This is a genomic window from Bordetella sp. 02P26C-1, assembly GCF_009763255.1.
GTDB lineage: Bacteria > Pseudomonadota > Gammaproteobacteria > Burkholderiales > Burkholderiaceae_B > Bordetella_A.
Genome location: NZ_WSJB01000001.1, coordinates 28,460 through 53,290 on the forward strand (window position 1 = coordinate 28,460; position 24,831 = coordinate 53,290).

The 24,831-nt window shown below is 61.4% G+C and carries 21 protein-coding genes; 14 read left to right on the forward strand and 7 right to left on the reverse strand.

All coding sequences use genetic code 11. From position 1 onward, the window contains the following. Positions 1-98: 98 nt before the first annotated feature. The 3 genes from GOQ28_RS00140 to GOQ28_RS00150 form a co-directional block, all read right to left on the reverse strand. On the reverse strand, positions 99-794 hold the full coding sequence (locus tag GOQ28_RS00140) for a DUF6776 family protein (RefSeq protein ID WP_160354959.1): 696 nt from the start codon (positions 792-794) through the stop codon (positions 99-101). Between the two features lie 114 nt (positions 795-908). Continuing rightward, a complete protein-coding gene (gene murU, locus GOQ28_RS00145; RefSeq protein ID WP_160348639.1) occupies positions 909-1,643 on the reverse strand; it encodes an N-acetylmuramate alpha-1-phosphate uridylyltransferase MurU in 735 nt (244 codons plus the stop codon). Next, on the reverse strand, positions 1,643-2,683 hold the full coding sequence (locus GOQ28_RS00150; RefSeq protein ID WP_160348638.1) for an aminoglycoside phosphotransferase family protein: 1,041 nt from the start codon (positions 2,681-2,683) through the stop codon (positions 1,643-1,645). The genes murU and GOQ28_RS00150 overlap by 1 nt, the downstream gene beginning before the upstream one ends. Before the next feature lie 199 nt (positions 2,684-2,882). Between GOQ28_RS00150 and GOQ28_RS00155 the strand changes: the two genes are divergently transcribed. From GOQ28_RS00155 to rsmA, 3 genes are read left to right on the forward strand one after another with little or no spacing between them, the layout of a single operon-like run. Next, positions 2,883-5,252, forward strand: coding sequence for an LPS-assembly protein LptD (locus tag GOQ28_RS00155; RefSeq protein ID WP_336603713.1), 2,370 nt, complete (start codon positions 2,883-2,885; stop codon positions 5,250-5,252). Next, positions 5,249-6,787, forward strand: a complete 1,539-nt coding sequence (locus GOQ28_RS00160) for a peptidylprolyl isomerase (protein WP_160355065.1) — start codon at positions 5,249-5,251, stop codon at positions 6,785-6,787. The genes GOQ28_RS00155 and GOQ28_RS00160 overlap by 4 nt, the downstream gene beginning before the upstream one ends. A gap of 17 nt (positions 6,788-6,804) precedes the next feature. Continuing rightward, complete coding sequence (gene rsmA, locus GOQ28_RS00165) at positions 6,805-7,593, forward strand: 16S rRNA (adenine(1518)-N(6)/adenine(1519)-N(6))-dimethyltransferase RsmA (RefSeq protein WP_160348636.1); 789 nt, start codon at positions 6,805-6,807, stop codon at positions 7,591-7,593. 110 nt (positions 7,594-7,703) lie between these two features. Here the strand turns inward: rsmA and GOQ28_RS00170 are convergent, their stop codons facing one another. After that, positions 7,704-8,846 (reverse strand): glycerate kinase, encoded by a 1,143-nt coding sequence (locus tag GOQ28_RS00170; RefSeq protein ID WP_160354961.1) that lies wholly within the window; start codon positions 8,844-8,846, stop codon positions 7,704-7,706. A 163-nt stretch (positions 8,847-9,009) separates the two neighbouring features. Here GOQ28_RS00170 and pyk point away from each other — a divergent pair, with 163 nt between their 5' ends. The 3 genes from pyk (at position 9,010) to GOQ28_RS00185 (ending at position 11,424) form a co-directional block, all read left to right on the forward strand. Continuing rightward, positions 9,010-10,452: a pyruvate kinase gene (gene pyk, locus GOQ28_RS00175; protein WP_160354962.1), complete on the forward strand. Its 1,443-nt coding sequence runs from the start codon at positions 9,010-9,012 to the stop codon at positions 10,450-10,452. Between the two features lie 269 nt (positions 10,453-10,721). Continuing rightward, the gene (locus GOQ28_RS00180; RefSeq protein WP_160348633.1) at positions 10,722-11,027 is read left to right on the forward strand and encodes a hypothetical protein; all 306 of its coding nucleotides are present in this window, start codon (positions 10,722-10,724) and stop codon (positions 11,025-11,027) included. A gap of 61 nt (positions 11,028-11,088) precedes the next feature. After that, positions 11,089-11,424, forward strand: a complete 336-nt coding sequence (locus tag GOQ28_RS00185; protein WP_160348632.1) for a hypothetical protein — start codon at positions 11,089-11,091, stop codon at positions 11,422-11,424. Here GOQ28_RS00185 and GOQ28_RS00190 read toward each other — a convergent pair. After that, on the reverse strand, positions 11,406-12,635 hold the full coding sequence (locus GOQ28_RS00190) for a nucleoside recognition domain-containing protein (RefSeq protein ID WP_160354963.1): 1,230 nt from the start codon (positions 12,633-12,635) through the stop codon (positions 11,406-11,408). The two genes, GOQ28_RS00185 and GOQ28_RS00190, sit on opposite strands and share 19 nt — an antisense overlap. Before the next feature lie 222 nt (positions 12,636-12,857). On the opposite strand from GOQ28_RS00190, the gene GOQ28_RS00195 reads away from it, so the two are divergent. Beyond that, positions 12,858-15,071 carry an acyl-CoA dehydrogenase gene (locus tag GOQ28_RS00195; protein ID WP_160355066.1) on the forward strand — a complete coding sequence of 738 codons (2,214 nt, stop codon included), beginning with the start codon at positions 12,858-12,860 and terminating at the stop codon, positions 15,069-15,071. A 23-nt stretch (positions 15,072-15,094) separates the two neighbouring features. On the opposite strand, the gene GOQ28_RS00200 is transcribed toward GOQ28_RS00195, so the two are convergent. Then, positions 15,095-16,048 carry a LysR substrate-binding domain-containing protein gene (locus GOQ28_RS00200; RefSeq protein WP_160354964.1) on the reverse strand — a complete coding sequence of 318 codons (954 nt, stop codon included), beginning with the start codon at positions 16,046-16,048 and terminating at the stop codon, positions 15,095-15,097. A 257-nt stretch (positions 16,049-16,305) separates the two neighbouring features. Here GOQ28_RS00200 and GOQ28_RS00205 point away from each other — a divergent pair, with 257 nt between their 5' ends. From GOQ28_RS00205 to GOQ28_RS00235, 7 genes are all read left to right on the forward strand, one after another. After that, a complete protein-coding gene (locus tag GOQ28_RS00205; protein ID WP_160354965.1) occupies positions 16,306-17,436 on the forward strand; it encodes a mandelate racemase/muconate lactonizing enzyme family protein in 1,131 nt (376 codons plus the stop codon). Then, a complete protein-coding gene (locus GOQ28_RS00210; RefSeq protein WP_160354966.1) occupies positions 17,433-18,524 on the forward strand; it encodes a mandelate racemase/muconate lactonizing enzyme family protein in 1,092 nt (363 codons plus the stop codon). The genes GOQ28_RS00205 and GOQ28_RS00210 overlap by 4 nt, the downstream gene beginning before the upstream one ends. Positions 18,525-18,606: 82 nt before the next feature. Next, positions 18,607-19,800, forward strand: a complete 1,194-nt coding sequence (locus tag GOQ28_RS00215) for an ABC transporter substrate-binding protein (RefSeq protein ID WP_160354967.1) — start codon at positions 18,607-18,609, stop codon at positions 19,798-19,800. An 18-nt stretch (positions 19,801-19,818) separates the two neighbouring features. Then, positions 19,819-20,676, forward strand: coding sequence for a branched-chain amino acid ABC transporter permease (locus GOQ28_RS00220; protein ID WP_160354968.1), 858 nt, complete (start codon positions 19,819-19,821; stop codon positions 20,674-20,676). Beyond that, positions 20,676-22,493 (forward strand): branched-chain amino acid ABC transporter ATP-binding protein/permease, encoded by a 1,818-nt coding sequence (locus GOQ28_RS00225; protein ID WP_160354969.1) that lies wholly within the window; start codon positions 20,676-20,678, stop codon positions 22,491-22,493. The genes GOQ28_RS00220 and GOQ28_RS00225 overlap by 1 nt, the downstream gene beginning before the upstream one ends. After that, on the forward strand, positions 22,474-23,211 hold the full coding sequence (locus tag GOQ28_RS00230) for an ATP-binding cassette domain-containing protein (RefSeq protein ID WP_160354970.1): 738 nt from the start codon (positions 22,474-22,476) through the stop codon (positions 23,209-23,211). The genes GOQ28_RS00225 and GOQ28_RS00230 overlap by 20 nt, the downstream gene beginning before the upstream one ends. After that, on the forward strand, positions 23,208-24,173 hold the full coding sequence (locus GOQ28_RS00235; protein WP_160354971.1) for an SMP-30/gluconolactonase/LRE family protein: 966 nt from the start codon (positions 23,208-23,210) through the stop codon (positions 24,171-24,173). The genes GOQ28_RS00230 and GOQ28_RS00235 overlap by 4 nt, the downstream gene beginning before the upstream one ends. A 50-nt stretch (positions 24,174-24,223) precedes the next feature. Here GOQ28_RS00235 and GOQ28_RS00240 read toward each other — a convergent pair whose 3' ends face one another. Beyond that, positions 24,224-24,718 carry a MarR family winged helix-turn-helix transcriptional regulator gene (locus GOQ28_RS00240; RefSeq protein WP_336603705.1) on the reverse strand — a complete coding sequence of 165 codons (495 nt, stop codon included), beginning with the start codon at positions 24,716-24,718 and terminating at the stop codon, positions 24,224-24,226. Positions 24,719-24,831: the final 113 nt, after the last annotated feature.

A 24,831-nucleotide genomic window follows, 5' to 3' on the forward strand; every position in this document is an offset into this window, starting at 1 on the left:
TTCGGCTGACTCGACGTCGGCCGTACACTTCTACGCGATGATGTGCGTCGCGCGCCAACCTGAGGGTCGGCGGGCGACGCACATCATCGCGTTATCGGTCAGCCGCGTACGTAGTACAGGCGCATGGCCTGCTGACGGTCGGAGGGGTCCACCACCTGGATGCGTACGGCGTTCGGCGTAAAGCCCTCTGGCATTTCCGCCGTGCCTTGCGCGACCTGGTAGCGCCCCAAGGTCACCTCGATCGGGTCGAGTTCCACGGTGCCCGAGCGCCCATTGCGGTAAGTGCCTTGCACCGCCAGTTTCAAGCTGCCCTTGAATTCATTGCCCTTACTGTCTTTCATCAGCAGGACTTGATAGCTCAGCTTGCCCGGCGCGCGGCTAAACGATCCGGCGCGTACCCCGATGTCAGTGCCGCGGGGGTCTGGCGGGATCAGGTTCTGGAAAATGGCCAGCGCTTGCTCGGCTCGCTGCAGACGCGTCCGCGCCTCATTCAGCTCGGTGGTGGCTTTGTCGCGCGTGGACTCGATGGCGTCGCGCTGTGCGGTCGCTTCGCTCAATTGCGTCTGCAAACGCTGCCGGTCCACATTGGCGGCGTTCAGTTCAGATTGCAATTGCTCGGATTGTTCCGCCGTCAGGCGGGTCGGGCCGTAATTGGCCTGCAGGAAGAGCACGCCGCCCGCGCCCAGGCCCATTCCCACCAACAGCACGCCCAGCCAGCGCGGCATGCGTCGCTGGCGCTTGCCCGGTTGGTAGACCGATGGTTTGAATACAGCTCGTTGTGAGCGTCCGAACATCCCCATTCTGAAAAACCTTGTGTGCGTGAGTAACCGGCCAGGTGCCGATTCAAAACCCTAGAGGATAACGGTTGTAGCGCGAGACGGGCATTTTAGACAAATCTAGTTGCGACTTCACCCCGCCGCGCGCAGTCTCGCATCAAGCACGTCGAGGCGCTCGGGCGTGCCCACATCCGTCCAGCCGCCAACGTGATGGCTGCCCAATACGCCGGGTCGGGCCATCGCGGCACGCAGGATGGGCGCCAGGCGCTCGCGCGCCCCGGCGGGAATCGCGGTAAACAGCCCGGGCCGATACACCCCAATGCCCGCAAAGGTCAGGCGCGGCAATCGCGACTTCGCATCAGGCAGCCCGGCGACGTCTGCGGATGCTTGTTCTGCTTGGACCCAGCCATTGGGCGCCAGATAGAAATCGCCCTGCGGATGGTGTTCGGGATTGTCCACGAGCAGCAGCCATGCGTCCGCGTGTGACCGGTCCATCGCCTCTCGCTGCGCGAGGGCATGGGCGGGGTCCCAATCGCACCAGATGTCGCCGTTGACCACCAGGAATGCTTCCTTGCCCAGTAATGGTAAGGCCTGCGCGATGCCGCCGGCCGTCTCCAAGCCGCCGGCGGGCTCGGGCGAGTATTGAATGCTCACGCCAAACCGGCTGCCATCACCCAGCTGCGCGGGCAGCTGCTCGCCCAGCCAGGCGTGATTGATCACAATGTTCCGGAATCCGGCGGCGGCCAGCCGTTCCAGATGCCAGACGATGAGCGGCTTGCCGGCCACCGGTAACAGGGGTTTGGGCGTATGGTCGGTGAGCGGGCGCATGCGCTCGCCGCGTCCGGCCGCCAGGATCATGGCGCGCATCAGAACGTATACCCCACTTTGACTTCGCGATTGTCGATCCGGTCTAAGAGTCGCAAAAGCGGTGCAAAGACGCCATAGCGCTGCGCGACCTGACGCACATAAGCGTTCACACGCGGGATATGGTTCAGATATGAGGACTTGCCATCGCGATGATGCAGGCGCGCGAATACGCCTAAGATGCGCAGGTTGCGTTGCAGGCTCATCCATTCATAGGCCTGGTGAAAGGCGGCGAAATCACTGTCTACGGGCAGGCCGGCGGCGCGCGCCATGTCCCAATAGCGCGCGGCCCAATCCAGCTGCTGCGGCTCCTCCCATGTCGTGCGGGCATCCATCACGAGCGACGCCAGGTCGTAGGTGATGGGGCCGGCCAGCGCGTCCTGGTAGTCCAGTACACCTGGATTCGGCCCATACGCGGGGTCGTCGCACACCATCAGGTTCGGGGAATGAAAATCGCGGTGCACCAGAACGGGTTGGTCCGTGACGCAGGTCTTAGAAAGCAAGTCGAATATCCGTGCCAGCGCCGCCGAGGTCTTGTCATCCAGCTCCAGGCCATGATGCTTGCCGACATACCACTCAGGGAACAGCGTCAGCTCGGCGGACAGGCGGGCGCTGTCATACGCCGGCAGGCCGTCGATTCGCGCCTGCTGCATGCGCACAAGCGCGGCCAGCGCCTCGCGGTAGAGGGTTTGCAGCTGGGCATCCGGCAAGCCGTCTTGGATGCGCTGGTAATACGTGTCGCGGCCCAGGTCGGACAATAACAGCAGGCCTTGCCCGGCGTCTTGCGCCAAGACTTGGGGCACGTTCAGCCCGGTTTCGCGCAGCAGGTCGCCCACGTGCAAGAACGGACGCACGTCCTCGTGCGGGGGCGGCGCATCCATGACGATGACCGTACGGTCGCCCGCGCGCAGGCGGAAATAGCGGCGGAAACTGGCGTCACTGGACGCGGGTTGCAAGGTATCCAGGGCCAGCGCCAGCTCGGCGGGCAGGGATTGGAGCCAAGTACGAACCTGGTTCAGGCGGGAGTCGTGATCGGTGCTCAAGAGGGCCGTCTCTCAGTGCGGTAGAGTTTCTGTTTCAATGCCGACGCGAGCCTTCGGTAGGTTCGCGTCCGCCTTCTCTATAATACCGGGTCGTTCCCCCTGGCAGGCATGATCGCGTGCGTGTCGTGGCCGGGCCCTGTTCGCCGTTGATGACGGTCTCATCGCGGTGGGCGTTTTCGTCGAAAGGTATGCGTTTACGGTGCGTATGGTCCGGTGGTTGATCCTCTCTGCTGTCACCCTGGCGGGGGCCGTGCATGCCCAGGGTACCGTGTCGTCTTCCGGCACCACCCCTGGGACGGCGGCGACGCAAGGCTCGCTGCAGTTGCGCAGCTCGACGGGGTTGAGGGTACGCAACGTGCCCCAGGACGATGCGGCGTCGTACCTGCAGGCCGATCAGATCCAGGGTGATCCCGATTCCAATCTCACGTTGAGCGGCGCGGCCGAGGTGCGTCGTATCGATGGCGTGGTCAAGGGCGAGCGGATCGACTATCGCAGCGATACCGGGCAGACCGATTTGCAGGGCAATGTGCGCATGATGCGCGACGGGACGCTGATTACCGGGCCGTCCGCGCAATACAACATCGATACGGATAGCGGCGAAATCGAGTCGCCGAATTTCTGGATCGGCGCCAGTGGCGGCTCGGCGCGCGCGGATCGTGCAGAGATCTTCAGCCGATCGCAGCTGCGTCTGACACAGGTGCGATATACCGGCTGCCCTTGTCCGGAACCCTCCTGGTATATCGATGCGGACCGGGTGGATCTGGACTTCGACGAGAACGAAGGCGTCGCGCGTAACGGCGTGCTGTATTTCAAGGGCGTGCCGTTGTTGGCGTCGCCTTATCTGACGTTCCCGGTCAAAAAAGAACGTAAGTCTGGCTTTTTGATCCCGACGTATGGGGTCAGCAGCAAAAGTGGTTTGGATCTGTCGGTCCCTTACTACTTCAACCTTGCTCCGAACTACGACGCGACCTTGCAGCCGCGCTACCTGAGCAAGCGTGGCATGCAGCTCGGTGGCGAGTTCCGTTATCTGGGCGAGAGTTATTCCGGTAGCCTGCTCGGTACCTATCTGGGCGACGATTGGGAGACCGGCGAGAAACGCTGGCTATTCCGTTCGCGTCACCAGCAGACGCTGGGTGGCGGCTTCTACGCGGACTGGGATTACGCCCGGGTGTCCGACGACAATTACTTCCGCGATTTTTCGTCGATGGGGCTCAACGATGCGTCGACCACGTATCTGCCTCAACGCGGCCTCGTCGGCTGGGGCAACAAATACTGGCAGGCCACCGCGCAAGTCTATAAGTATCAGACGCTGCAGGATCCGGATGCGCCGGTCACGCCGCCGTATAACAAGATGCCCGAATTGACCTTAAAGGGCGCGCGCTACGATCTGAACAATCTGGAGTTGGAGTGGACATCTTCGGCTGTGCGCTTTCAGCGCCCCGTTTACAAGGGAGACCGGGTGGGTCAGGATGGCGATCGCTTGCAGTCATATCTGACGGCGGCGATGCCTATTCGCCGTGCGGGCTGGTACGTCGTGCCCAAGGTCGGCTTCCATTACACGCAGTACAACACTGACTGGTACGACGTGCAGAACCGGTCGCGCGATATGTCGCGCGCCCTGCCCATCATGTCGGTGGATGCCGGGATGGTGTTCGAGCGCGATACCAAGCTGTTCGGCAATGATTCCATCCAGACTCTGGAGCCGCGTCTGTACTACCTGCGCGTGCCGTATCGCGACCAGAGCAAACTGCCGGTTTATGACACCACGCTGGCGGATTTCAGCTTTGAACAAGCGTTCTCGGAAAACATCTATGTGGGCGGCTGGGATCGTATCGCGAATGCGAACCAGCTGACGGCCGCGTTGACGACGCGATGGCTGGATGCGGATACCGGGTTCGAGCGCATCTCGCTGTCTGGCGGGCAGCGGCTTTATTTCGAAGACCAGCGCGTGACCTTGCCGGACGAAACGCCGCGCAAGGATCGTAACGTCCGGTCCGATTTTCTGGTTGCCGCCAGCGCCGCGTTGACCGACACGCTGAGCACCGAGGTGGCCGCGCAATACGACCCGTACGACAACAATTGGTCGCGCGGGCTTGTCAGTGCGCGCTGGCGTCCTCAGCGCCTGACGTCGGTCGCGCTGTCGTATCGTTATCAACGTGATCCCTCGCCGGTGGGTGCGCTCTATCAGCCGCGCGGACAAAACCAAATCAGTCTCGCGTTTCAGTGGCCGTTCACGGATCGTCTCTATGGCGTGGGCCGGATCGATTATTCCTTGCGCTCCGTGCCTCAATCGACGATCGCGGATTCGACCAATGAGTCCCCGCGTGTGACCCAGGCCATCGCGGGACTTGAGTACAAAGGCGATTGCTGCTGGACGGGCCGTGTGGTATTTCAGCGCTATGCCGTCTCGGCGACCGAGTCGAACTCCACGGTGTTCTTCCAGTTGGAACTAAGTGGGCTGGGATCGCTCGGAACGAATCCGATGGACCTGTTGAACAAGAGCATCCCTGGCTATCAGGCTGTGTCGCCACAGCCCGCACAGGGATCGAAATTTGAAAGGTATGAATAATGCGTCGCTTGCATACTATGCGCCGGCTCTCCGGTAATCTGCTGGTTCTGACGGCGTGCGCGGTTGCGTCTGCGGCTTATGCCCAGCCACGCGCGACACCGGCCAAGACCGGCGCCGCCGCACAGCCTGCCGCCAAGGGCGAACAGATGGTCGATGGCATCGCGGCGGTAGTCAACAAGGACGTCATCACGCTGCGAGAAGTCGACGCGGCCGCCAAAAGCGCCATGGCGGAGCTCAAACAGCGGGGCATCCAAGTGCCGCCGCAGGATATTCTGCGCCGCCAGGTGCTGCAGAACTTGATTCTCGAGCGCGTGCAGTCGCAAGAGGCAGACCGACTTGGCATCCGCATCAACGATGCGCAAGTGGATCAGGCGATTGAATCGATCGCCGCGCGCAACCGCATCACGGTGCCGGCCATGCGCGCTGAAATCGAAAAAGGCGGTGTCAGTTGGGCGGAATATCGCAAATCTCTGGCTGGTGATTTGCGCCTGAATCGCTTGCGTCAGCGCGCGGTCGATTCCAATATCGTGATCAGCGATGCCGAGATCGATGCGTTCCTGCGCGATCAGCAGAATAATCCTGCCGCTCGTGCTGGCGGTAACGTCATGCAAGGTCAGCCGGCCGCGCGGCCTCAAGCTCAGACTCAGGCGGGGCCCGAGCAGATCGCGCTGGGTCAAATCCTCGTGCGTGTGCCCGAGGGTTCGAGCCCCGAGCAGGTGGCCGCGCTGCGTAAAAAGGCCGAAGGCCTCTTGCAACGCCTGAAACAAGGCGCGGATTTCGCGAGTTTGGCGGCCGAGGCTTCTGACGGACCTGAGGCTCTGCAGGGTGGCGTGATGGGCGCGCGGCCGATCGATGGCTGGCCCGATCTGTTTGTGCAGGCCGTGTCGTCGTTGCAGCCCGGTCAGGTCAGTGAGGTGATTCAGAGCGGCAACGGTTTTCACATTCTCGCCGTGCTCGACCGTACCGGTGGCAGATCGGCACCCGCGCAGCCGGCGGCCCCGCAGCAGGCGCCGATGATGCAGCAGCCGGGCGCGGGCATGCCTGCCCAGCAGGGGCCGGTGCAGGTGACGCAGACGCGCGCGCGCCATATCCTGATCAAGACTTCCGCCGTGATGAGCGACGATCAGGCCCGTCAGCGCTTGCAGCAGATTCGCCAGCGTGTCGTCAATGGCGGTGCGAAATTCGCTGACATGGCACGACAGTATTCCGAAGACAGTAGCGCACCGCAGGGCGGCGATCTAGGCTGGGTAAATCCGGGCGAAATGGTGCCCGCGTTCGAACAAGCCATGAATGCGTTGCCGGTCGGAGGCATCAGCGAGCCGGTGCTGTCACCCTTTGGCTGGCACCTGATCCAGGTCGAAGAGCGTCGCGAACACGATGTCAGCGATGAACTGCAGCGCATGCAGGCGCGTCAGATCTTGTTCGAGCGTCGCGCGGAGCCCGCGTTCGAAGACTGGCTCGAACAGCTGCGCAATGGTGCTTACATCGATAACCGTCTGGAGAAGCAGTCGGAAATCGAGCAGAACAACCGCTAAGCGTATCGAGTGCATTCATGAGCAAGCACCAGGCGCGCAAGCGTTTCGGACAACACTTTCTGACCGACGATAGCGTGATCGAAGGGATCGTGCGGGGCATTGCGCCCGCCGCCGATGATCACATCGTCGAGATCGGCCCGGGTTTGTCGGCGCTGACGCAGCCCTTGCTGCGCAGCCTCAAGCACCTGACCGTGGTCGAGATCGACCGCGATCTGGCGGCGCGGCTGCGTCGCCAACATCCCGCCGAGCGCCTGACCGTGATCGAGGCCGATGCCTTGACGGTGGATTTCGGGGCGCTGGGCGAGGGTCTGCGGGTGGTGGGCAATCTGCCCTACAACATCTCCAGTCCGTTGCTATTCCATCTGATGGGCGCGGCCGATACCGTGCGCGATCAGCATTTCATGCTCCAGCGTGAGGTGATCGATCGCATGGTGGCGCAGCCGGGAACCGCCGACTATGGCCGGCTGTCGGTCATGCTGCAGTCGCGCTACCGCATGGAGAAGCTGTTCGACGTGCCGCCGGAAGCCTTCGATCCACCGCCGCGCGTGGTGTCGGCGGTCGTGCGTATGGTGCCATTGCCCGCTGACCGTCTGCGACCGGTCAGCGATTCGGCACTGGAGACTGTGGTTGCGCGCGCGTTCGCGCAGCGGCGCAAGATGCTGCGACGGGCCTTGGGCGATTGGGCCGCGCAGGTTCCCTGGGAAGTGCTGGATATCGCGCCTACCGCGCGAGCCGAGGAAGTCTCTGTCGAGAAGTTCATCGGCATGACCGATGCGTTGGTGGAAGCGGGAGTGGTTGCAGCGTAACGGTTGGGATCAGCCTCGTCGTGGACGATATTCAGCGGCCTATCACCCGCGATAGCCCGCCAGGCATTGACAGCCGGCTCGTGCCGGCCAGCCCTTTACAGCCTGCGCGTTTACAGCCTGCGTTTCCCAGCGGCCAGCCACAGCTGCATCACGTCGCGAGCACGATCGCATAAGTACTGGGCAGCGTTTTCGCAGGCGTGTTCCAGCGTCACGGGCCCGGGCGCCAGGCTGAACGCGGCCGTGATGCCGCCGGCATGCAGTTCCTCGTAACCCGCCCCTAACGAACCTGCCAGCGCGACCACCGGGACGCCTGCACGTTCGGCGATACGCGCTACACCGGCGGGCGTTTTGCCCCGCAAGGTCTGCGCATCCATGCGGCCTTCGCCGGTGAAGGCGAGCGCCGCGCCCGCCATGGCTTGCGCCAGATTTCCGAGTTCGGCCACTACCTCGACGCCGGGGCGAAAGCGCGCGTTTAGAAATGCATGCGCGGCAAACCCCAGACCGCCCGCCGCACCCGCGCCGGGCGCATCGCGCAGATCTCGCCCGAGGTCGCGCGCGCAGACATCGGCAAACCGCCGCAAGCTGTCGTCCAACAGTTTGACCTGCTCGGCTGTGGCGCCCTTCTGGGGGCCAAAAATCGCCGATGCACCTTGCGAGCCGCACAGCGGATTATCGACATCGGAGGCAATCTCGATCCGGGTTTGCGCCAACCGCGCATCCAGCTTCGACATATCCAGCCGGTCGAGGTTTGCCAGCGCGGCACCGCCGCAGGGCAGGGTGCTGCCATTGCTATCCAAGAAACGTACGCCTAATGCGGCAAGCAGGCCCGCGCCGCCATCATTTGTGCTCGAACCCCCCAAGCCCAGGATAATGCGCTGCGCCCCGGCATCGAGCGCCGCGAGGATGAGCTCCCCTACGCCACCGCTGCTGGCGCGCATGGGATCGCGTTTGTCGGGCGGTGTTTGCTCCAGACCCGCCGCCGCGGCCATTTCGATCACGGCCGTGGCGTCATCGAGCCAACCCCAGGAGGCTTCGATGGGTTCGCCCAACGCGCCGCGTACGCGGGTCGTGCGCCATTGGCCGCCGGTTGCCGCCAGCACCGCGGCTACCGTGCCTTCGCCACCGTCGGCCATCGGGATGCATATCGTCTCCGCATCCGGGTACGCTTGCTTGACACCCCGCGCGATGGCAGCGGCTGCGTCGGGGGCAGAGAGGCTTTCTTTAAACGAGTCGGGAGCGATGACGATTTTCACGTTGATCGTTGAGAGTCAGATAAAAGGAGTTGGGATCGCGCGCAGTCAATGAAACGCGTTAATAATACCCGCAGAGCCCGCCGGGTTTGTACGCCATATCTCATCAATCATGCGAGGGTGTCGTACCATAGGTCGTTCGTTGTCAATGTCAGAGAGGTGATTCATGTCAGTATTGCGTCGCACCAAAATTGTCGCCACGCTAGGGCCCGCGACGTCCACGCCCGAGCAGTTGGAAGCCCTGGTGCGTGCGGGCATCGACGTCGCGCGATTGAACTTCTCGCATGGCACGGCCGACGATCACCGCGAGCGCGCGCGCCTCGTGCGCGAAGCCGCCGAGAAGCAAGGTCGCTATGTCGCCATCATGGGTGACTTGCAAGGGCCAAAGATCCGTATCGCGCGCTTTACCGATAAGCAGATCGAGTTGCATGTCGGAGATAAGTTCGTGCTGTCGAATAGTCACCCCAAAGACCAGGGCACGAAAGAGATTGTCGGAATCGACTATCCCGAACTGGTGCAGGACTGCAAGCCTGGCGATGAGCTGTTGCTCGACGACGGCCGCGTGGTGCTGGTTGTGGATCGCATTGTCGATGATGCCGTGCATACGACGGTGACGGTCGGTGGCCCGTTATCGAACAACAAGGGTATTAATCGTCGTGGTGGGGGCTTGTCCGCGCCGAGCCTGACGGATAAGGACCGCGCCGATATTCTGGTGGCGGCCGAACTTGAATTGGAATATGTGGCCGTCTCGTTCCCGCGTTATGGCAGTGACATCGACGAAGCGCGCCAATTGCTGCGCGCCGCCGGCAGCGACGCGTGGATTGTCGCCAAGATTGAGCGCGCCGAAGCGGTCGTCGATGACGAAGCCCTGGACGCATTGATCCGCGCCAGCGATGGCGTCATGGTCGCGCGTGGCGACCTGGGGGTCGAAGTGGGCGACGCGGAACTGGTGGGCATCCAGAAACGCATCATTCAGCACGCGCGCACGCTGAACAAAGTGGTCATCACCGCCACGCAGATGATGGAATCGATGATCTCCAGTCCATTACCCACGCGTGCAGAGGTATCCGACGTTGCCAATGCGGTGCTGGATTACACCGACGCGGTCATGTTGTCCGCTGAAAGCGCATCGGGTAAATATCCCGTCGAAGCGGTGCAGGCGATGGCACGCGTGTGCCTGGGCGCGGAAAAGCATCCCACCAGCATGAAGTCGCATCATCGCCTGGGCGAAACGTTTACGCGCTGCGATGAGACGATCGCACTCGCGGCCATGTATGCGGCCAACCATTTCCCCGGTGTCAAAGCCATCATCGCCTTGACCGAAAGCGGCCATACGCCGCTCATTATGTCGCGCATCCGTTCGGCGGTGCCGATCTATTGCTATAGCCCGCATCACCACACGCAACATCGCGCGGCGATGTTCAGGGGGGTATATACGGTGCCGTTCGACCCATCGGCATATGACCCGTCGGAACTGAGCGACGCGGCGATCGGCGAACTGAAAAAACGTGGCCGTGTGCAGCCGGGCGACTGGGTGATCCTGACCAAGGGCGATTCCTACCGCGATAGCGGTGGGACCAACGGGATGAAAATCCTGGTTGTGGAATAAGGCGGGATTACGCGTTTCGCATAGCGTAATGACTGCGCATAGCCTTCGCGCAGTCTGGTTTCTCGCATCAACCGCGAACTCCGAACTTGGGCTGAACTGACACAACTATAAAGCCGGTGATGCGGTGCCTCCAGCGTCGAATTGGCGTGGCGGGACACCGCATTGTTAGCAAGATAAGTTCGCAAGCCCGTACAACATCAAGGTTGGAGTTAACGATGCATGAAATCTCTTTATGTCATTTGGAGCGTGCTTCGGGGGGGATCGACCGCATGTCCCTCGTTCTATTCGGTAGTTTTGGCGCCCCAATCGGCTATGTGCTCGGATCGCAGCTTCTGGGGGGCTGCTCGCCCGCGGGGGTGATTCAGCAAGTCTGCACAGGATGGGTCGTACCCACCATTGCCAGCTACGTCCCTGGCGTCCCGAGCAGCCTCATGTCCCCGGGGCACGCTGTCGCTGCCAGCGCACTGGCTGGCGCTTTGCATAGCGCCATCGATTTCGGCTTTTCAAGCGCGCCGGTGGTACATAACGACACCTCAGCCACCAACGCTCCCAGCATGTCGATTGTCAGGGCGTGAGCGCTACCGAAGACGGCGACTCGATTCGCCAACCTAACCATTAACCATTTGGAGAAACACGATGCAAACAATTTCTTTACACGACGCTTCGCGCGTCGGCGGTGGTATGGAAGAGGCATATTTGGCGATGTTAGGAGGTATAGGCGGCTTTCTCGGCCATACCACCGGCTCCATGATGCAAGGGAAGTGCGACTGGGGCGCGTTACCTGCAGCCGCTGTAGGTGCGGGTCTGGCGTTCGCAACGGCGCGCTTTAGTCCACATGGCCCTGCGTATACGCCTCCCGTGGCCGCCGCATTTGTCGGAACAATCTATGGACTGATGACAACCCTCGACGAACTCAGATTGGGCAACATCGCAGTGGAATTGCCACGATTGAGTTACGCGAAAAACCAATAACACACCGCGATCGACGCCAGTACGCCGGCGAGATCGGCCAACAACGCGCACCCCACTGCATGGCGCGCGCGCAGGATGCCGACCGACCCGAAGTACACGGCGAGCACGTAGAACGTCGTTTCGGTGCTGCCCTGCATGACGGAAGCCAGCAGCGCGGGAAAGCTGTCCACACCGAAATGGCTCATGGTCTCTAGCATCATGGCGCGTGCGGCGCTGCCGGAAAACGGCTTCACCAGGGCCGTCGGCAGCGCATCCACCCACCGTGTATCCCAGCCAATGGCGTGCGCGAGCCAACGGATGCCGTCCAGCGCGATATCGAGCGCGCCCGAGGCGCGCAGCACGCCTACCGCGCAGAGCATGGCCACGAGATAGGGCAGCAGACTCTTGGCCACATCGAAACCATCCTTCGCGCCCGCGATAAAGGTTTCGTAGACGGGGACACGCTTGTAGGCGCCGATAATCAGAAAGGCCAGCAGAATGCCGAACAGCATCAGGTTGCCCATCAAGGACGATAGCGTGGCGATGGCCACGGCAGACATCCCGGCCAGCATCGCCATGAACCCGCCCAGCAGCAGCGCGGCACCACCCAGCCAGGCTAACACCACGGGGTCGTAGAGTTTCAGGCGCTGGCATAGCGCGACAGACAGCAAGCCCGCGACCGTGGACGCGCTGGTGGCTAGCAAGATAGGCAGGAACACCATGGTGGGATCGGCAGCGCCCTGCTGCGCGCGAAACATAAACACCGTGATCGGCAATAGCGTCAGTGAAGATGCGTTCAACACCAGAAACAGGATTTGCGCGTTGCTGGCGGTTTCCGGGCTGGGGTTCAGCGTCTGCAATTCGCGCATCGCGCGCAACCCGATCGGCGTCGCGGCATTATCCAGGCCTAAACCGTTGGCGGCGAAATTCAGGGTAATCAGCCCAATGGCGGGATGGCCACGCGGGACCTCGGGCATCAGGCGCGCGAATAAAGGTCCCAGCAGCACCGCGAGTTTTTCCACGAGACCCGCGGCCTCGGCGATACGCAGAAAGCCTAGCCACAGTGTCAAGGTGCCAAACAGCAGCACCATGACCTCGACCGAGATGCGCGCCATGTCAAACAGGCTGCCGACGATCTGGCGGAACACTTCGGGATCACCGATATAGAGCCAGCGATGCAGCGCGGCGGCGGCGGCCGCGAGAAAAAATCCCAACCAGAGTTTATTGAGCATGACGAAGACGAAGACAGCGTTAACGTGCCGTGCATGGCGACGCTCATTGTCGCAGACTTGCCCCAACGCGCACCGATTTCTGTTCTGCCCGCCTGTAACTCGGGTGCGAGCCGGGCAGACGGTGCGTTTTGGCCGGATATAGGGGATTCATCCCATGTGCAGGGAGCGTCAATTCGGTATGCTTGATAGGGATACGCGGAGACTGTGAATAAAAGGTTGCATATGGACTTCAACGCATGGCGTCGTCGGCGCATTTCGGAGCCTGCCTTTCGCTGGGCGCGCAAGGCAATGCCAGGATTGTCGGACACGGAGCGCGAGGCCATCGACGCGGGCGATGTGTGGTGGGACGCCGATTTGTTCACCGGAGATCCGGACTGGAATAAATTGCTCGCCGTACCTCGCGCCACGCTGACGGAGGCCGAGCAGCAGTTTCTGGATGGGCCGGTCACGCAGCTGTGCGCGATGCTGGACGAGTGGGATATCACCTGGCGTCGCGGCGATCTGCCCGAGGCCGTGTGGCAGTTCCTGCGCGAACACCGCTTTTTCGGGATGATTATTCCGACCTCCTACGGCGGCCTGGGTTTTTCGCCGTATGCGCATTCGGAGATCGTGCGCCGGATTTCCGCGTATTCGGTCACGGCCGGCGTGACGGTGATGGTGCCTAACTCGCTCGGCCCAGGCGAGCTGCTGCTGCAGTTCGGCACGCCCGAACAGCGGGATTACTGGCTACCGCGTCTGGCCGACGGCACGGAGATCCCGTGTTTTGGCCTGACGAGCCCCGAGGCGGGTTCGGACGCGGCCTCCATGACGGATACCGGCGTGGTGTGCCGCCAGGTCGTCGATGGGCAAGAAGTGCTGGGGATTCGCCTCAATTGGCGCAAGCGCTATATCACGCTCGGTCCGATTGCCACCGTGCTCGGTCTGGCGTTCAAACTCCAGGACCCCGATGGTCTGCTAGGTGGCAAGACCGACATCGGGATCTCTGTCGCGTTGGTGCAGACCAATTCCGCTGGCGTCACGATCGGCCGTCGGCATTTGCCGTCTATGCAGGTATTTCAGAACGGCCCAACCGAAGGCAAAGACGTCTTTGTACCGTTGGATGCGCTGATCGGCGGGCCAGGCAAAGCCGGCCACGGCTGGCAAATGCTGATGAGCGCACTGGCGGCAGGGCGCGGGATCTCTTTGCCTTCGCTATCGGCCGCTGCCGCCGTCTATAGCGCCCATGTGACCGGCATGTATGCGCGGGTGCGTCAGCAGTTTGGCATCGCGGTCGGGCGCTTTGAAGGCGTGCAGGAAAAGCTGGGCCGACTGGCGGGTAATGCCTATATGGTCGAGGCGGCGCGCCGATTGACTTGCGCGGCGTTGAACCAGGGGCATAAACCCGCTGTGGTGTCAGCGATCATGAAGTATCACGCGACCGAGCGTATGCGCGAGTCGGTCAATGATGCGATGGACGTGCACGCCGGCAAGGCGGTGATAGACGGGCCATCGAATTATCTGGGGTCCTTGTATCGCGCGTTGCCCATAGCCATCACGGTAGAGGGCGCGAACATTCTGACGCGTTGCCTGATCATTTTCGGGCAGGGCGCCATCCGCGCGCATCCATATCTGATGCGCGAAATCCTGGCGTTGGGGGACAAGGATGAAGCGCGCGGTCTGCAGACCTTTCACGATGTGTTCTGGACGCATCTGACGCATAGCGTCAAGAACGGTTTTCGTGCCTGGGGGCGGGCATGGACCGGCGGGCTGCTGACTCGCGCGCCCTCTAGCGGCCCGATCGCGCGGCAGTATCGGCGGTTGAGCCGCTATGCGTCGGCGTTCGCGTTGGTGGCGGATGTCGCCATGGGTGTGTTGGGCGGTGCGCTCAAACGGCGCGAGATGCTGTCGGGGCGTCTGGGCGATATCCTGGCTGAGCTGTACCTATTGTCGGCGGTGCTCAAGCGATGGGAAGACGATGGTCGCTGTCAGGCGGACTTGCCCCTGGTGCAATGGTGCATGGACGACGGCTGCGCGCGCCTGGAGACCCGATTCGATCAGGTCCTGGCGAATCTGCCGCAACGTCCCCTGGCATGGGCGCTGCGCGCGATCGTCTTGCCGGTACGTTTGAACAGGGGCCCGAGCGATGCGTTGACGCGAGAGTGTGCCGAGCTGTTGTTGTCGCCATCGCCCACGCGTGCCCGTGTCGTGGCCGATCTGCAGCGGGGCCGGGGCGATGATGCGGTCGCACAACTCGAGCGCGCCTTCGCGTTGGTGCATGCGGTGCAACCGCTGCTCGACCGGTTAAAGCGCGAGGGCGTGCGGGATTGGCGGCTGGCGTATCAGGCGGGGGCGATTACTGATGAACAGGCTCGCGAAATCGAAGCCGCGCAAGACGCGGTCAGCCAGGTGGTCGCGGTGGATGACTTTATGCCGGGCGAGTTTGAACGCGACTCATAAGCCCGTCCCATGGGTGTGAGGGGCTAAGTGCTGGCGGCGGTCGCGCGCATCACCTGGGCTTGAGGCAGGGAGTCTTTAAGAGACACGGCCGTCTTTTTTAGCGCCGCGACAAAGAGTTGCGCTTGTCGCGATAGCGGCGTGTTATTCGGTAAAAGCAGCTGAGCCTTGACCGGCATGCGCGGTTCATAACGGACGGTGGCGACACCCTGATTGCGGCCGGTGAGCAAGTAGAAGGGATCAATGATCGCCACGCCAGCTCCCGATCTGGCCAGGGAGTACGCGACGGCGGTTAAGGTGACCTCCAGGGCGATTTTTCTTTTGACGCCGGCGATGCGGTAGCTTTCTTCGATCAAAGCGCCCAGCGGCAGATTCTTGTCAAACGATATGAGGGGATAGTCCACCAGGTCATGCGGGGTGATCACAGGCAGTTTGGCCAGCGGACAGTTTTCGGGCACGACACATACCAGCTCGGCTTCGCACAAATCGATGAGGCGTCCCTCGATCATGCGTCCATCCTGGCTCAGCGGTGACAGGACGATGCCAAAGTCCGCGCGCTCTTGGAACACGCTATCGGAAACGCTGACATTGTCCGTGGCGATGACCGATATCTGAATCTGCGGCCAGTCTTCGCGAAACCGAACACTGGTCGGGGCCAAGAGGTTTTCGGCAATCGTCGGGACGGTGGAGATGTGTATGGCCCCTTCGGTCAGCTCCCGCATATCCTCGACCTGTCGGTTGACGCGCGAGATGCCGTCGAAGATGCGGTTCAGCTCCCCCATGATCTCCATCGTTTCGCGGGTCGCCTGTAGTCGTCCGCGCTTGCGCACAAAAAAGGGAAATCCGGCGTGCAGCGCGCACTCTCGTAACAGCAGGCTGACGGCCGGTTGAGAAATGCCTAGCGCGGCGGCAGCTTCGGCCACACTGCCGTGGCGACTGACGGCGCGAATGACTTCCATCTGACGAACAGTCAAGTGCATTGTGTCTTCTCCGGGGTGCCGTCGTTATGTGAGCCGCGCGCGTGTCAGTCGGCTCGTGCTGCCGGTCGTCGAGACTGTCGCTACATCAGCGCGGCACTTATGCGACTTAAGTCTAGCTTATCTTTGAATTAGTCTGCTTAGATTGTTTTTGTACGGCCCGGCTTATACAGTCATTGCACTTAGCGGCGCCAATCAACACGACAGAACCGAGATCCTTCGGCGCCCACGCCACCAGAAATAAGAAGAGGAGCGCATGCATGAGGATAGTGTCGGTCGAGTCGTCAGTGGTGTCTTTGCCATTCGATATGGGCGGCCCCTATGCCCGGTTTGCCGGGAAGTTATGGGACCGATTGGAGATATTGCTGGTCCGGGTGGAGACAGAGGACGGGTTGGTCGGTTGGGGCGAGGCGTTTGGGCACGCCGCGATACCCGCCACGCGCGCGGCGTTGGACACCATCGTGGCGCCGCTGGTGATCGGCAAACATGCCGGGGACATCGCGGCGCTGACACGCAGCACGCTGCATAGCACCCACCTGCTGGGCCGCAATGGTTGTTATGTCTACGCCTGGTCGGGCATCGAGATTGCGTTGTGGGATTTGCTGGGCAAGCGGGCCGGACTGCCGGTGCATCGATTGCTGGGCAACGGCAGCCGCGCGCAGCTGGAGGCTTACTCCAGCTTGCTGGCTTACGGCGACGCCGATATTGCGGCGCGCAATACGCGGGCGGCCGCGGACCGGGGATTTCGCTACGTCAAACTGCATGAAACAACGCGCGAGGCGCTGTTGCGATCCCAAGAGGCCGTGCAGGGGCGTGACGTACAGATCATGATGGACGTCAATTGTGCGTGGGACGTGCCCGATGCGCTGGAGATGGCGCGCAGTATGCAGGGCGACAAGATGTATTGGTTTGAAGAGCCTGTCTGGCCGCCCGAGGATGCGCGCGGACTGGCGAGGGTGCGTGACTGCGGCATTCCGATTGCCGCCGGCGAAAACGTGGCCGGACTGCAGGGCTTTCGCGCCTTGTTGGAGGCTCGGGCGATTGATATCGCTCAACCCAGCGTCACCAAGATAGGCGGGATTGGCGAGACGATGCGGGTGGCGGCATTGTGCGATGCCCACGGGGTGCGTGTGATTCCCCATTCACCGTATTTCGGCCCGGGATTTATTGCGACGCTGCATATTGGCGCCGCGCTCGTGCACTCGCCGTTGATCGAAGTGCTGTGGATGGACATGGAGGCTAACCCCTTTGCTCCCTATGTACATGCTGTCGATGGCATGTTGCGCGTGCCCCAAGGTCCAGGCTTGGGCTGTGACCCCCATCCCGAGCTGATGTCGCGGTATCGCGTCGGGGACGTTAACCGGATTACCGAAGCCGAGGTGCACGTATGAAAGTCGTCAAACTGGAAACGCGACCGATAGAGGTCGCTTTGCAAGAGCCCATCATCAGCGCGCTGGGGCCGATCGAGACTTGTGGCGTCGTGGTGGTGAGGCTGCACACCAGCGAAGGCGTGATCGGTGAAAACCTTGTGTTCACCTTGAATAACCGGCGCACCGCCGTACTGCATCGGATGGTGGATGAATTGGCTGATCTGGTGGTCGGACAGGATGCGGGTCATATCGGGGCATTCTGGGCTCGCGCTTGGAAGGATATGAATTTCTTCGGCCAGAAAGGCATCCCGGTCATGGGGATGTCGGCGATCGATGGCGCATTATGGGACGCCGCGGCAAAAGCGGCGGGTCTGCCCTTGTACCGGATGCTAGGCGGCGCGCAGGATCGGGTGCCGGCCTATCATAGCGGCGGATTGTGGCTGCATCGCAGCATTGACCAGCTGGCGCGCGATGCGCAAACGATGGTCGAGCAAGGATTCCGCGCCGTAAAAATGCGCTTGGGCTCTTCCGATCCCATGGTGGATATCCGACGGGTGCGCGCCGTGCGCGAGGCGATCGGTCCCGATGTCAAACTGATGGCCGATGCCAATCAAGGCCTTAACGAGGCGCAGGCAATCCGACTGGGTCGGATGCTGGAAGAGTATCAGCTCGCCTGGTTCGAGGAGCCCCTGCCCGCGTGGGACCTGGAGGGGGTGGCGCGCGTCGCCGCTGCCCTGGATACGCCTATTGCCAGTGGTGAAACCGAATACGCGCGTTATGGATTCCGGCGCATGATTGAACTGCGTAGCGCCGATGTTCTGATGCCTGATCTGCAACGCTCCGGCGGGGTGTCGGAGTTTGTGCGCATCGCCAATATGGCCGCCGCCTACGATATCCCGGTGTCGAGCCATTTGTTTCCGGAACTGAGCATTCAAGTGCTGGGTGGGCTCTCGAACGCGACGTTTCTGGAGTACATGCCTTGGTTCTCCGATTTGTATCAGGAGCGTCTCGAATTCGAGGATGGCATGGCGATCGTGCCGCAGCGTCCCGGGTGGGGATTCACGTTCGATATGGAACGTATCGCGCATCTCGAGGCGCGAAGTCGTTAAGTCTGGCCGTGGTTAACGAACGGGACCGCAGACAGGGGTAACCCGCGCGGCTCCCGATAGACACTTCTTAGGAGACAGGAAGATGACCGTTTCTCGCCGTAACTTTATCGTGGGCGCCGCAGGCGTATGGGGCGCTTCGGCGCTGGGTTTACCAAAACTGGCATTGGCCGCTAATGAGGACCTCAAGATTGGCTGGCTTGCCGCATTGACCGGGCCGAGTTCGGCGCCAGGCGTGGGCTTTAACCGAGGGGTGGAACTCGCCGCGCAAACGATTAATGCGGCGGGCGGTGTGAACGGTCGCAAGATTGTGATCGTGACGCGCGACACGCAGGGCGATCCCACCAAGGCCGTGAATGCAGCACAGGAGATGATCAACTCTGCCAAAGTGCATGCGATCTGGGGGCCCACCAACTCCGGTGAATCGCTGGCGGTCACCCCCATCATGGCGCGTGCCAAGATCGCGAACATTCATCCTTGCGTGATCGATAGCCTGGTGAACACCGAGAAATACCCCAACGCCTTTCGTATCGCGCCGTCGAACAGCCAGTGGGATGACGCGGTGCGGAACTACTGCCTGAAAGTGCGCAAGTATTCCAAGATCGCCGTCATTGGTGATACCACGGGCTATGGAGTGAGCGCCACCAAGGCATGTGTGGCGAATTTTAAGAAGGACGGTGCCCAGGTTGTTTATTCCGCCAATATCGATGCTACGCAAACCGATATGTCGCCGGATATGACGCGCGCTCGCGACGCGGGCGCTGAAGTGATTGTGGTCTGGAGCGTATCGACCGGAATGGAGGCGCGGCTGTTCAACACGCGCGCCCATATGGGTTGGGACGTCGCCTTCGTCGGGCATCCCTCATTGGCATCGGGCGAGTTGCGCACCCTGATCGAGAAGCCAGAGAACTGGGACAAGGTATATGCCGTGGGTTACCGAAGCGCCAGCTATGACGCGCAAGGCAAACTGCCCGCACACTCGCAAGAGTTTATTGACATGGTCAAGGGCAAGGTTAGCCTGGAGGACACGCTTTACTGGTGGGTATCGGCCGGGTATGACGCGATTGAGCTGGTGGCCAAGGCGGTGCGCGCCACGGGTTCCTCGAAATCCGAGGACATCATCGCCTACTGGAACACGCTGAAGGCGTACCCCGGGTTTTTCGGCACCTACACCTACTCGCCGACGGAGCACAACGGTTATCCCACTGACGAAGTCGTCATGTCGGAAGCCAAGTCCGCGCGCGATGGCACTTTTGCGTTGGCGCCGGGTTATATCTAAGACCGAGAGGGTGTTGTTATGCTGGCTTCAATTATCAGCTCCGGCCTGGCGGTCGGAGCGGTGTATGCCCTGATCGGAATTACGTACAACACCATGTACTCAACGTCCCGCGTGATGAGCTTCACGGCGGGGCAGTTGGGTATGTTGGGTGGCGTGTTCGGTTCGCTGTTCATGCTGCGCCTCGGGATGCCGGGACCCGTCGCATTCGTCCTCACGCTCGCGCTGTGCGCATTGGTGGGTGTGATAACCGAGTTTGTCGCGGTGCGTCCGGTGCTCAAGAGTCTCGATCAGCACTTGTACGTGTTGTCGACGCTGGCGTTGGCGCTGATGATCCAACAGGTGACCGCGATCGAGTGGGGCACCGAGCCGCAGCCGTTTCCGCGTTTACTTGCATGGGGATCGGGACCAATGGATGAACGGTTCTGGTTGCCGGTGGTGGCCTGTGTGCTTGTCGTATTGGGCCTGGAGTATTTATATCGACGCACCCTCATTGGGCTGGCGTTCCTCGCGGTGGCGGAAGACAACTTCGCGGCGCGCTCCATCGGCCTGCCCGAACGCCGGCTGCGTGTCATCAGCTACGCGTTGGCGGGCGTCATCGGCGGTGTCGCTGGGTTCGCGGCGGGGCAGTTGATGCTGGCGTTTTTTGCCAACGGGCCGCTGTTGAACTTCTATGGCTTTGTGCCTGTGGCGTTAGGCGGGTTGGGAAATAATCGTGGTGCGCTATTGGGCGGACTGGCGCTGGGCTTATTCCAGCAGACCGCGAACTTTACCGTGGGCGGAATTTTTTCTTCGGTCGCGGTGTTTGTGGTCTTTATCGTGGTCTTGATGGCGGTGCCACAAGGGATCTTTGGCTCTAGCTCGGCACGGAGGGTCTGATGAGCGCACACGCTAAAACCTATGACAGTGCCCCGGCGGTCTTGCCGAGCTCGAAGGCGGGCACAGGGCACAACTTCAAGCGTTTGTTGCCGTTCCTGGTGCTCTTGGCGCTCGCCGTCGCGTTACCCGCGTTGGGTAATACCTACTGGACCGTCATCGCCACACGCGCGGCGATTTACTGGGTTCTGGTATCTGGCCTGAATCTGATCGTCGGCTATGCAGGGCAACTCGCAATTGGTTATGTTGCCCTGCTAACCGTGGGCGCCTATACGGCCAGCGTGTTGGTCAACGGTAATGTGTCCGAACCGTGGGAGCCCTATGCCGCGTTGACGGCCGCGGGTGCTTTGGGTGGTGTGGTCGGATTGGTGGTGGGACTGCCCGCGCTTCGGTTGCGGACGTTCTATTTCGCCATGACCACGCTGGGGTTCGCGACCATCGTGACGCAGATCGCGTTGGCCTGGGAATCCGTGACGGGCGGCGGCATCGGCGTGCCGGGGCCGGCGATGCCGGCACCCTTCGATTCGGACCAAGGGCTGTATTACTTATGCTTAGGTTTTGCGGCGCTGGCGACATTGTTAACGGCCAACATCGCGCATAGCCGCTTCGGGCGCGGGCTGATCACCATACGGGATGCGGAGGTCGCGGCAGAGGCCTTTGGTATATCAAAAGCCAAGTTACTGGCGGCGGTATTCGTCTTTGCGGGTGTGCTCGCGGGCATCGCCGGCGGGCTCTTCAGTTCGCTACAGACCTATATCACGCCCGAAGCTTTCACCTTTGAATTGTCCGTACTGTTCTTTATCTCCATCCTCATTGGAGGGCGCAGTTCGATTTTGGGACCCTTGCTGGGTACCGTGATTTTGACCATCCTGCCCGAGGTCGCGGCGCCATTGGCTGCGTGGTCCAACTTCTTGTATGCGTTGTTGCTGCTCGTGATCGTGTTGGCGATACCCGGCGGCATCGCCTCGATGTTGGATTTCGAGGGGCGCAGGCCGCTACCCGGGAATCGTCGCATCCAGCCGGACTTGAATGCGGTGCGTGAAATCCTGGCGGAGGTCCCGCGTGATGGGCAGATTTCATTGGATAACCTGCATCTGTCATTTGGCGGCGTGAAGGCGATCGATGGGCTGAGTATGCGCATCAATGGGGGCGAGGTGCATGGCCTCATCGGACCCAACGGTAGTGGCAAGACGACGACACTTAACGTGATTTCGGGCTATTACCAGCCCCAGCAGGGCAGCATCACTGAACATGGCGAGCGGCTGCCGCTGGGACGCCCGCTGGATCGTGCGGCGCGGGGCTTTGCCCGGACTTATCAAACGCCTCGTATTGTCGGGGATACCTCAGTGCTGAAGAACGTCATGGCCGGTGGCTATGCCAGCGCCCAGGGCTCCTTCATGGAAGCCTTATTCCGATTGGGGCGCCATCATGCCGACGAGCGCAGGCTGCATGATCTGGCATTCGCGGCAGTCCGGGCGGTCGGACTGGCGCAAGTGGCGCATGTGCGTGCCGATCGCCTGCAGCACAGCGAGTTGCGCTTTCTCGAACTGGCACGTGCGCTGATGCTGCAGCCCAAATACCTCCTGTTGGACGAGCCGGCGGCGGGCTTGACGGGCGACGAGATCAAGCGGTTGGGCGAGATCATCAAGGAGATCAGCCGCTGCGGGACTGCTGTGCTATTGGTGGAGCACCATGCCGATTTGATTTTTGATATCTGTGACCATGTCACGGTCCTGAACCTTGGGGCGGTGCTGGCCAGCGGAACACCACAAGAAATTCGAACGCATAAGGAGGTGGTCAGTGCATACCTCGGCGCATGATGGTTTGCTGCGGGTGCAGGGCCTGAATGCCGGCTACGGCAAGATTCAGATCCTGCATGATATTGATATGGTCGTCGGGCCAGGGGAGATTGTCGCGCTGCTGGGACCCAATGGCGCGGGGAAAAGCACCCTGATGCGGGCGTTGTCCGGCCTGCTGCCCTGGATGTCGGGTGATGTGTGGTTTGACGGGAAAAGCCTCAGGGGCTCGACGCCACGAGATGCGGCGCAGGCCGGGCTGGTACACGTGATCGAAGGGCATCATGTTTTCACGCAGCTGTCGGTACATGACAACCTAGCCTTGGCCGGATATGACATTGGCGGGTCCGAGCGCCAGGCGCGTATTCGGGATGCGTTGGCATTCTTTCCCGAGATCGCCGCAAAGATCAAAGAACGCGCCGGTGCCTTGAGCGGTGGGCAGCAGCAAATGCTGGTGGTGGCTCAGGGCTTGGTAAAACGGCCGCGCTTGCTGATTCTGGATGAGCCCTCTGCAGGCTTGTCGCCCGTCCTGGTCGATCGTGTATTCGAAGTGGCGGCGCGTTTGCGAGACAGCGGCACCTCGGTGTTGTTGGTCGAACAGTTGGTGGAAAAGTCCTTGGCCTTGGCGGATCGGGTATATGCCATGGCGCATGGGGAAATCGTACTGCAGGCCAATGCTCGGGAAGCGGATCTGCAGACTCGTCTTGAAGAGGCCTATTTTGGCCACCATGTGGCAGCATGACCGTGCATCTCATTCATCCCTTGTTCGCGCCTGACCCTTCATGGCAGGTGAGTGGCCGGTATCCGGACCCGCGCATTCAATCCCTGGATGCGCGCTTTGATAAGTACCGTTTGTTTCATGCGGCCGTGGAAATGTTGGGCGCGGGCACGCGCTGGGCCGAGGGGCCGGTATGGTTTGGCGATGGCCGGTATTTGTTATACAGCGATATTCCGAACAATCGCATCCTGCGCTATGACGACACATCGGGCCATATATCCGTATTCAGGGAGCCATCGGGCAATGCCAATGGCAATACGCGTGATCGCCAAGGCAGGCTGATCAGTTGTGAACACGAGACGCGCCGCGTCACGCGTACCGAATATGACGGACGCATCACGGTGCTGGCCGACCGGTACGAGGGCAAACGCTTGAATTCACCCAACGATGTGGTGGTGAAATCGGATGGTTCGATCTGGTTCACCGATCCGCCCTTTGGTCTGAACAGTGATTACGAAGGCAACCGCACGCAATCGGAGTTGCCCGAGCGTGTGTATCGTATTGATCCTTCTGGAGCCGTCCGTATGGTGGCCGATGATATCGCCGGCCCCAACGGATTGTGTTTCAGCCCGGACGAAAGCCTGTTGTATGTAGTGGCTTCCCGGGCGGTACCGAATCGCACCATCAGAGTGTATCGAGTGACGGGCGACACCTTATCCGATGGGCATGATCTGATCGACTGCGGCCCTGGTACCGCCGACGGCATGCGCTGCGATGTTGACGGCAATCTATGGTGCGGGTGGGGGATGGGAGATGAATCGCTGGATGGCGTACGGGTATTCTCGCCCGACGGGACCCCTATCGGCCATATTCACTTGCCCGAGCGCTGTGCGAATTTATGCTTTGGCGGCGCCAAAGGCAATCGGTTGTTCATGGCGGCCGGGAAAGGACTCTATAGCTTGTATGTGAATACGCGAGGTTGCTGATCGAGCGTGGTCTTGTCCTGCGGATTGCGCGGCCTGGTGTCGGTGCTGTTTCAGCCGTGATGCGTTGTGGGCGCCACGAGGTCCGCACCGGAGGCGATGGACGCCGGCTGCTTCTCGTTGCCGTCCGCGTCAATCATTTTTCTCAGCAGATACAGCAAAGCCACGCGTTCGGCCTCGTTCAGCGGGCCGAAGGTTTCTTCAGTGATCGCTTGAGCGAACGGCCGCATTTCGGTGACGAGCTGAACCCCCGCGTCTGTCAAGGTCACCATCACCTTGCGCCGGTCGGCGGGATCCGCCTGCAGGCTGATGAGATCCCGGTTCTTGAGTCGGTCCACCACCCCGCGGATGGTGGCCTGATCAATGACGGTCGATTTAACGAGACTGGCGATCGAGGCTGGACCATCGTCTTGCAGCGCGCACATGACCACGAACTGCGCGACGGTCAACTTGGAGTCTGGGATGAACTGCTGGAACAGCGCGGTGTGCCGCTGATAAGCCCTGCGCAACAAGTGGCCGACCTGAGAAGAAAACCGATATGACGCCACGTTGCTGTCCGAGCGGCTTGCCGTAGGTTCATTCGATCGAGGCGGGGTGGTCGGCATAGGCGCGTGATAAGTCGGATCAGTCAGTGGGTTAGGTTGTTACAGCAACGATCGAT

Coding starts and splice junctions, on each gene's coding strand:
- GOQ28_RS00140 (WP_160354959.1), bottom strand. CDS start 794: ATGTTCGGACGCTCACAACGAGCTGTATTCAAACCATCGGTCTACCAA.
- murU (WP_160348639.1), bottom strand. CDS start 1,643: ATGCGCGCCATGATCCTGGCGGCCGGACGCGGCGAGCGCATGCGCCCG.
- rsmA (WP_160348636.1), top strand. CDS start 6,805: ATGAGCAAGCACCAGGCGCGCAAGCGTTTCGGACAACACTTTCTGACC.
- pyk (WP_160354962.1), top strand. CDS start 9,010: ATGTCAGTATTGCGTCGCACCAAAATTGTCGCCACGCTAGGGCCCGCG.
- GOQ28_RS00180 (WP_160348633.1), top strand. CDS start 10,722: ATGTCCCTCGTTCTATTCGGTAGTTTTGGCGCCCCAATCGGCTATGTG.
- GOQ28_RS00185 (WP_160348632.1), top strand. CDS start 11,089: ATGCAAACAATTTCTTTACACGACGCTTCGCGCGTCGGCGGTGGTATG.
- GOQ28_RS00190 (WP_160354963.1), bottom strand. CDS start 12,635: ATGCTCAATAAACTCTGGTTGGGATTTTTTCTCGCGGCCGCCGCCGCC.
- GOQ28_RS00195 (WP_160355066.1), top strand. CDS start 12,858: ATGGACTTCAACGCATGGCGTCGTCGGCGCATTTCGGAGCCTGCCTTT.
- GOQ28_RS00200 (WP_160354964.1), bottom strand. CDS start 16,048: ATGCACTTGACTGTTCGTCAGATGGAAGTCATTCGCGCCGTCAGTCGC.
- GOQ28_RS00205 (WP_160354965.1), top strand. CDS start 16,306: ATGAGGATAGTGTCGGTCGAGTCGTCAGTGGTGTCTTTGCCATTCGAT.
- GOQ28_RS00210 (WP_160354966.1), top strand. CDS start 17,433: ATGAAAGTCGTCAAACTGGAAACGCGACCGATAGAGGTCGCTTTGCAA.
- GOQ28_RS00215 (WP_160354967.1), top strand. CDS start 18,607: ATGACCGTTTCTCGCCGTAACTTTATCGTGGGCGCCGCAGGCGTATGG.
- GOQ28_RS00220 (WP_160354968.1), top strand. CDS start 19,819: ATGCTGGCTTCAATTATCAGCTCCGGCCTGGCGGTCGGAGCGGTGTAT.
- GOQ28_RS00225 (WP_160354969.1), top strand. CDS start 20,676: ATGAGCGCACACGCTAAAACCTATGACAGTGCCCCGGCGGTCTTGCCG.
- GOQ28_RS00235 (WP_160354971.1), top strand. CDS start 23,208: ATGACCGTGCATCTCATTCATCCCTTGTTCGCGCCTGACCCTTCATGG.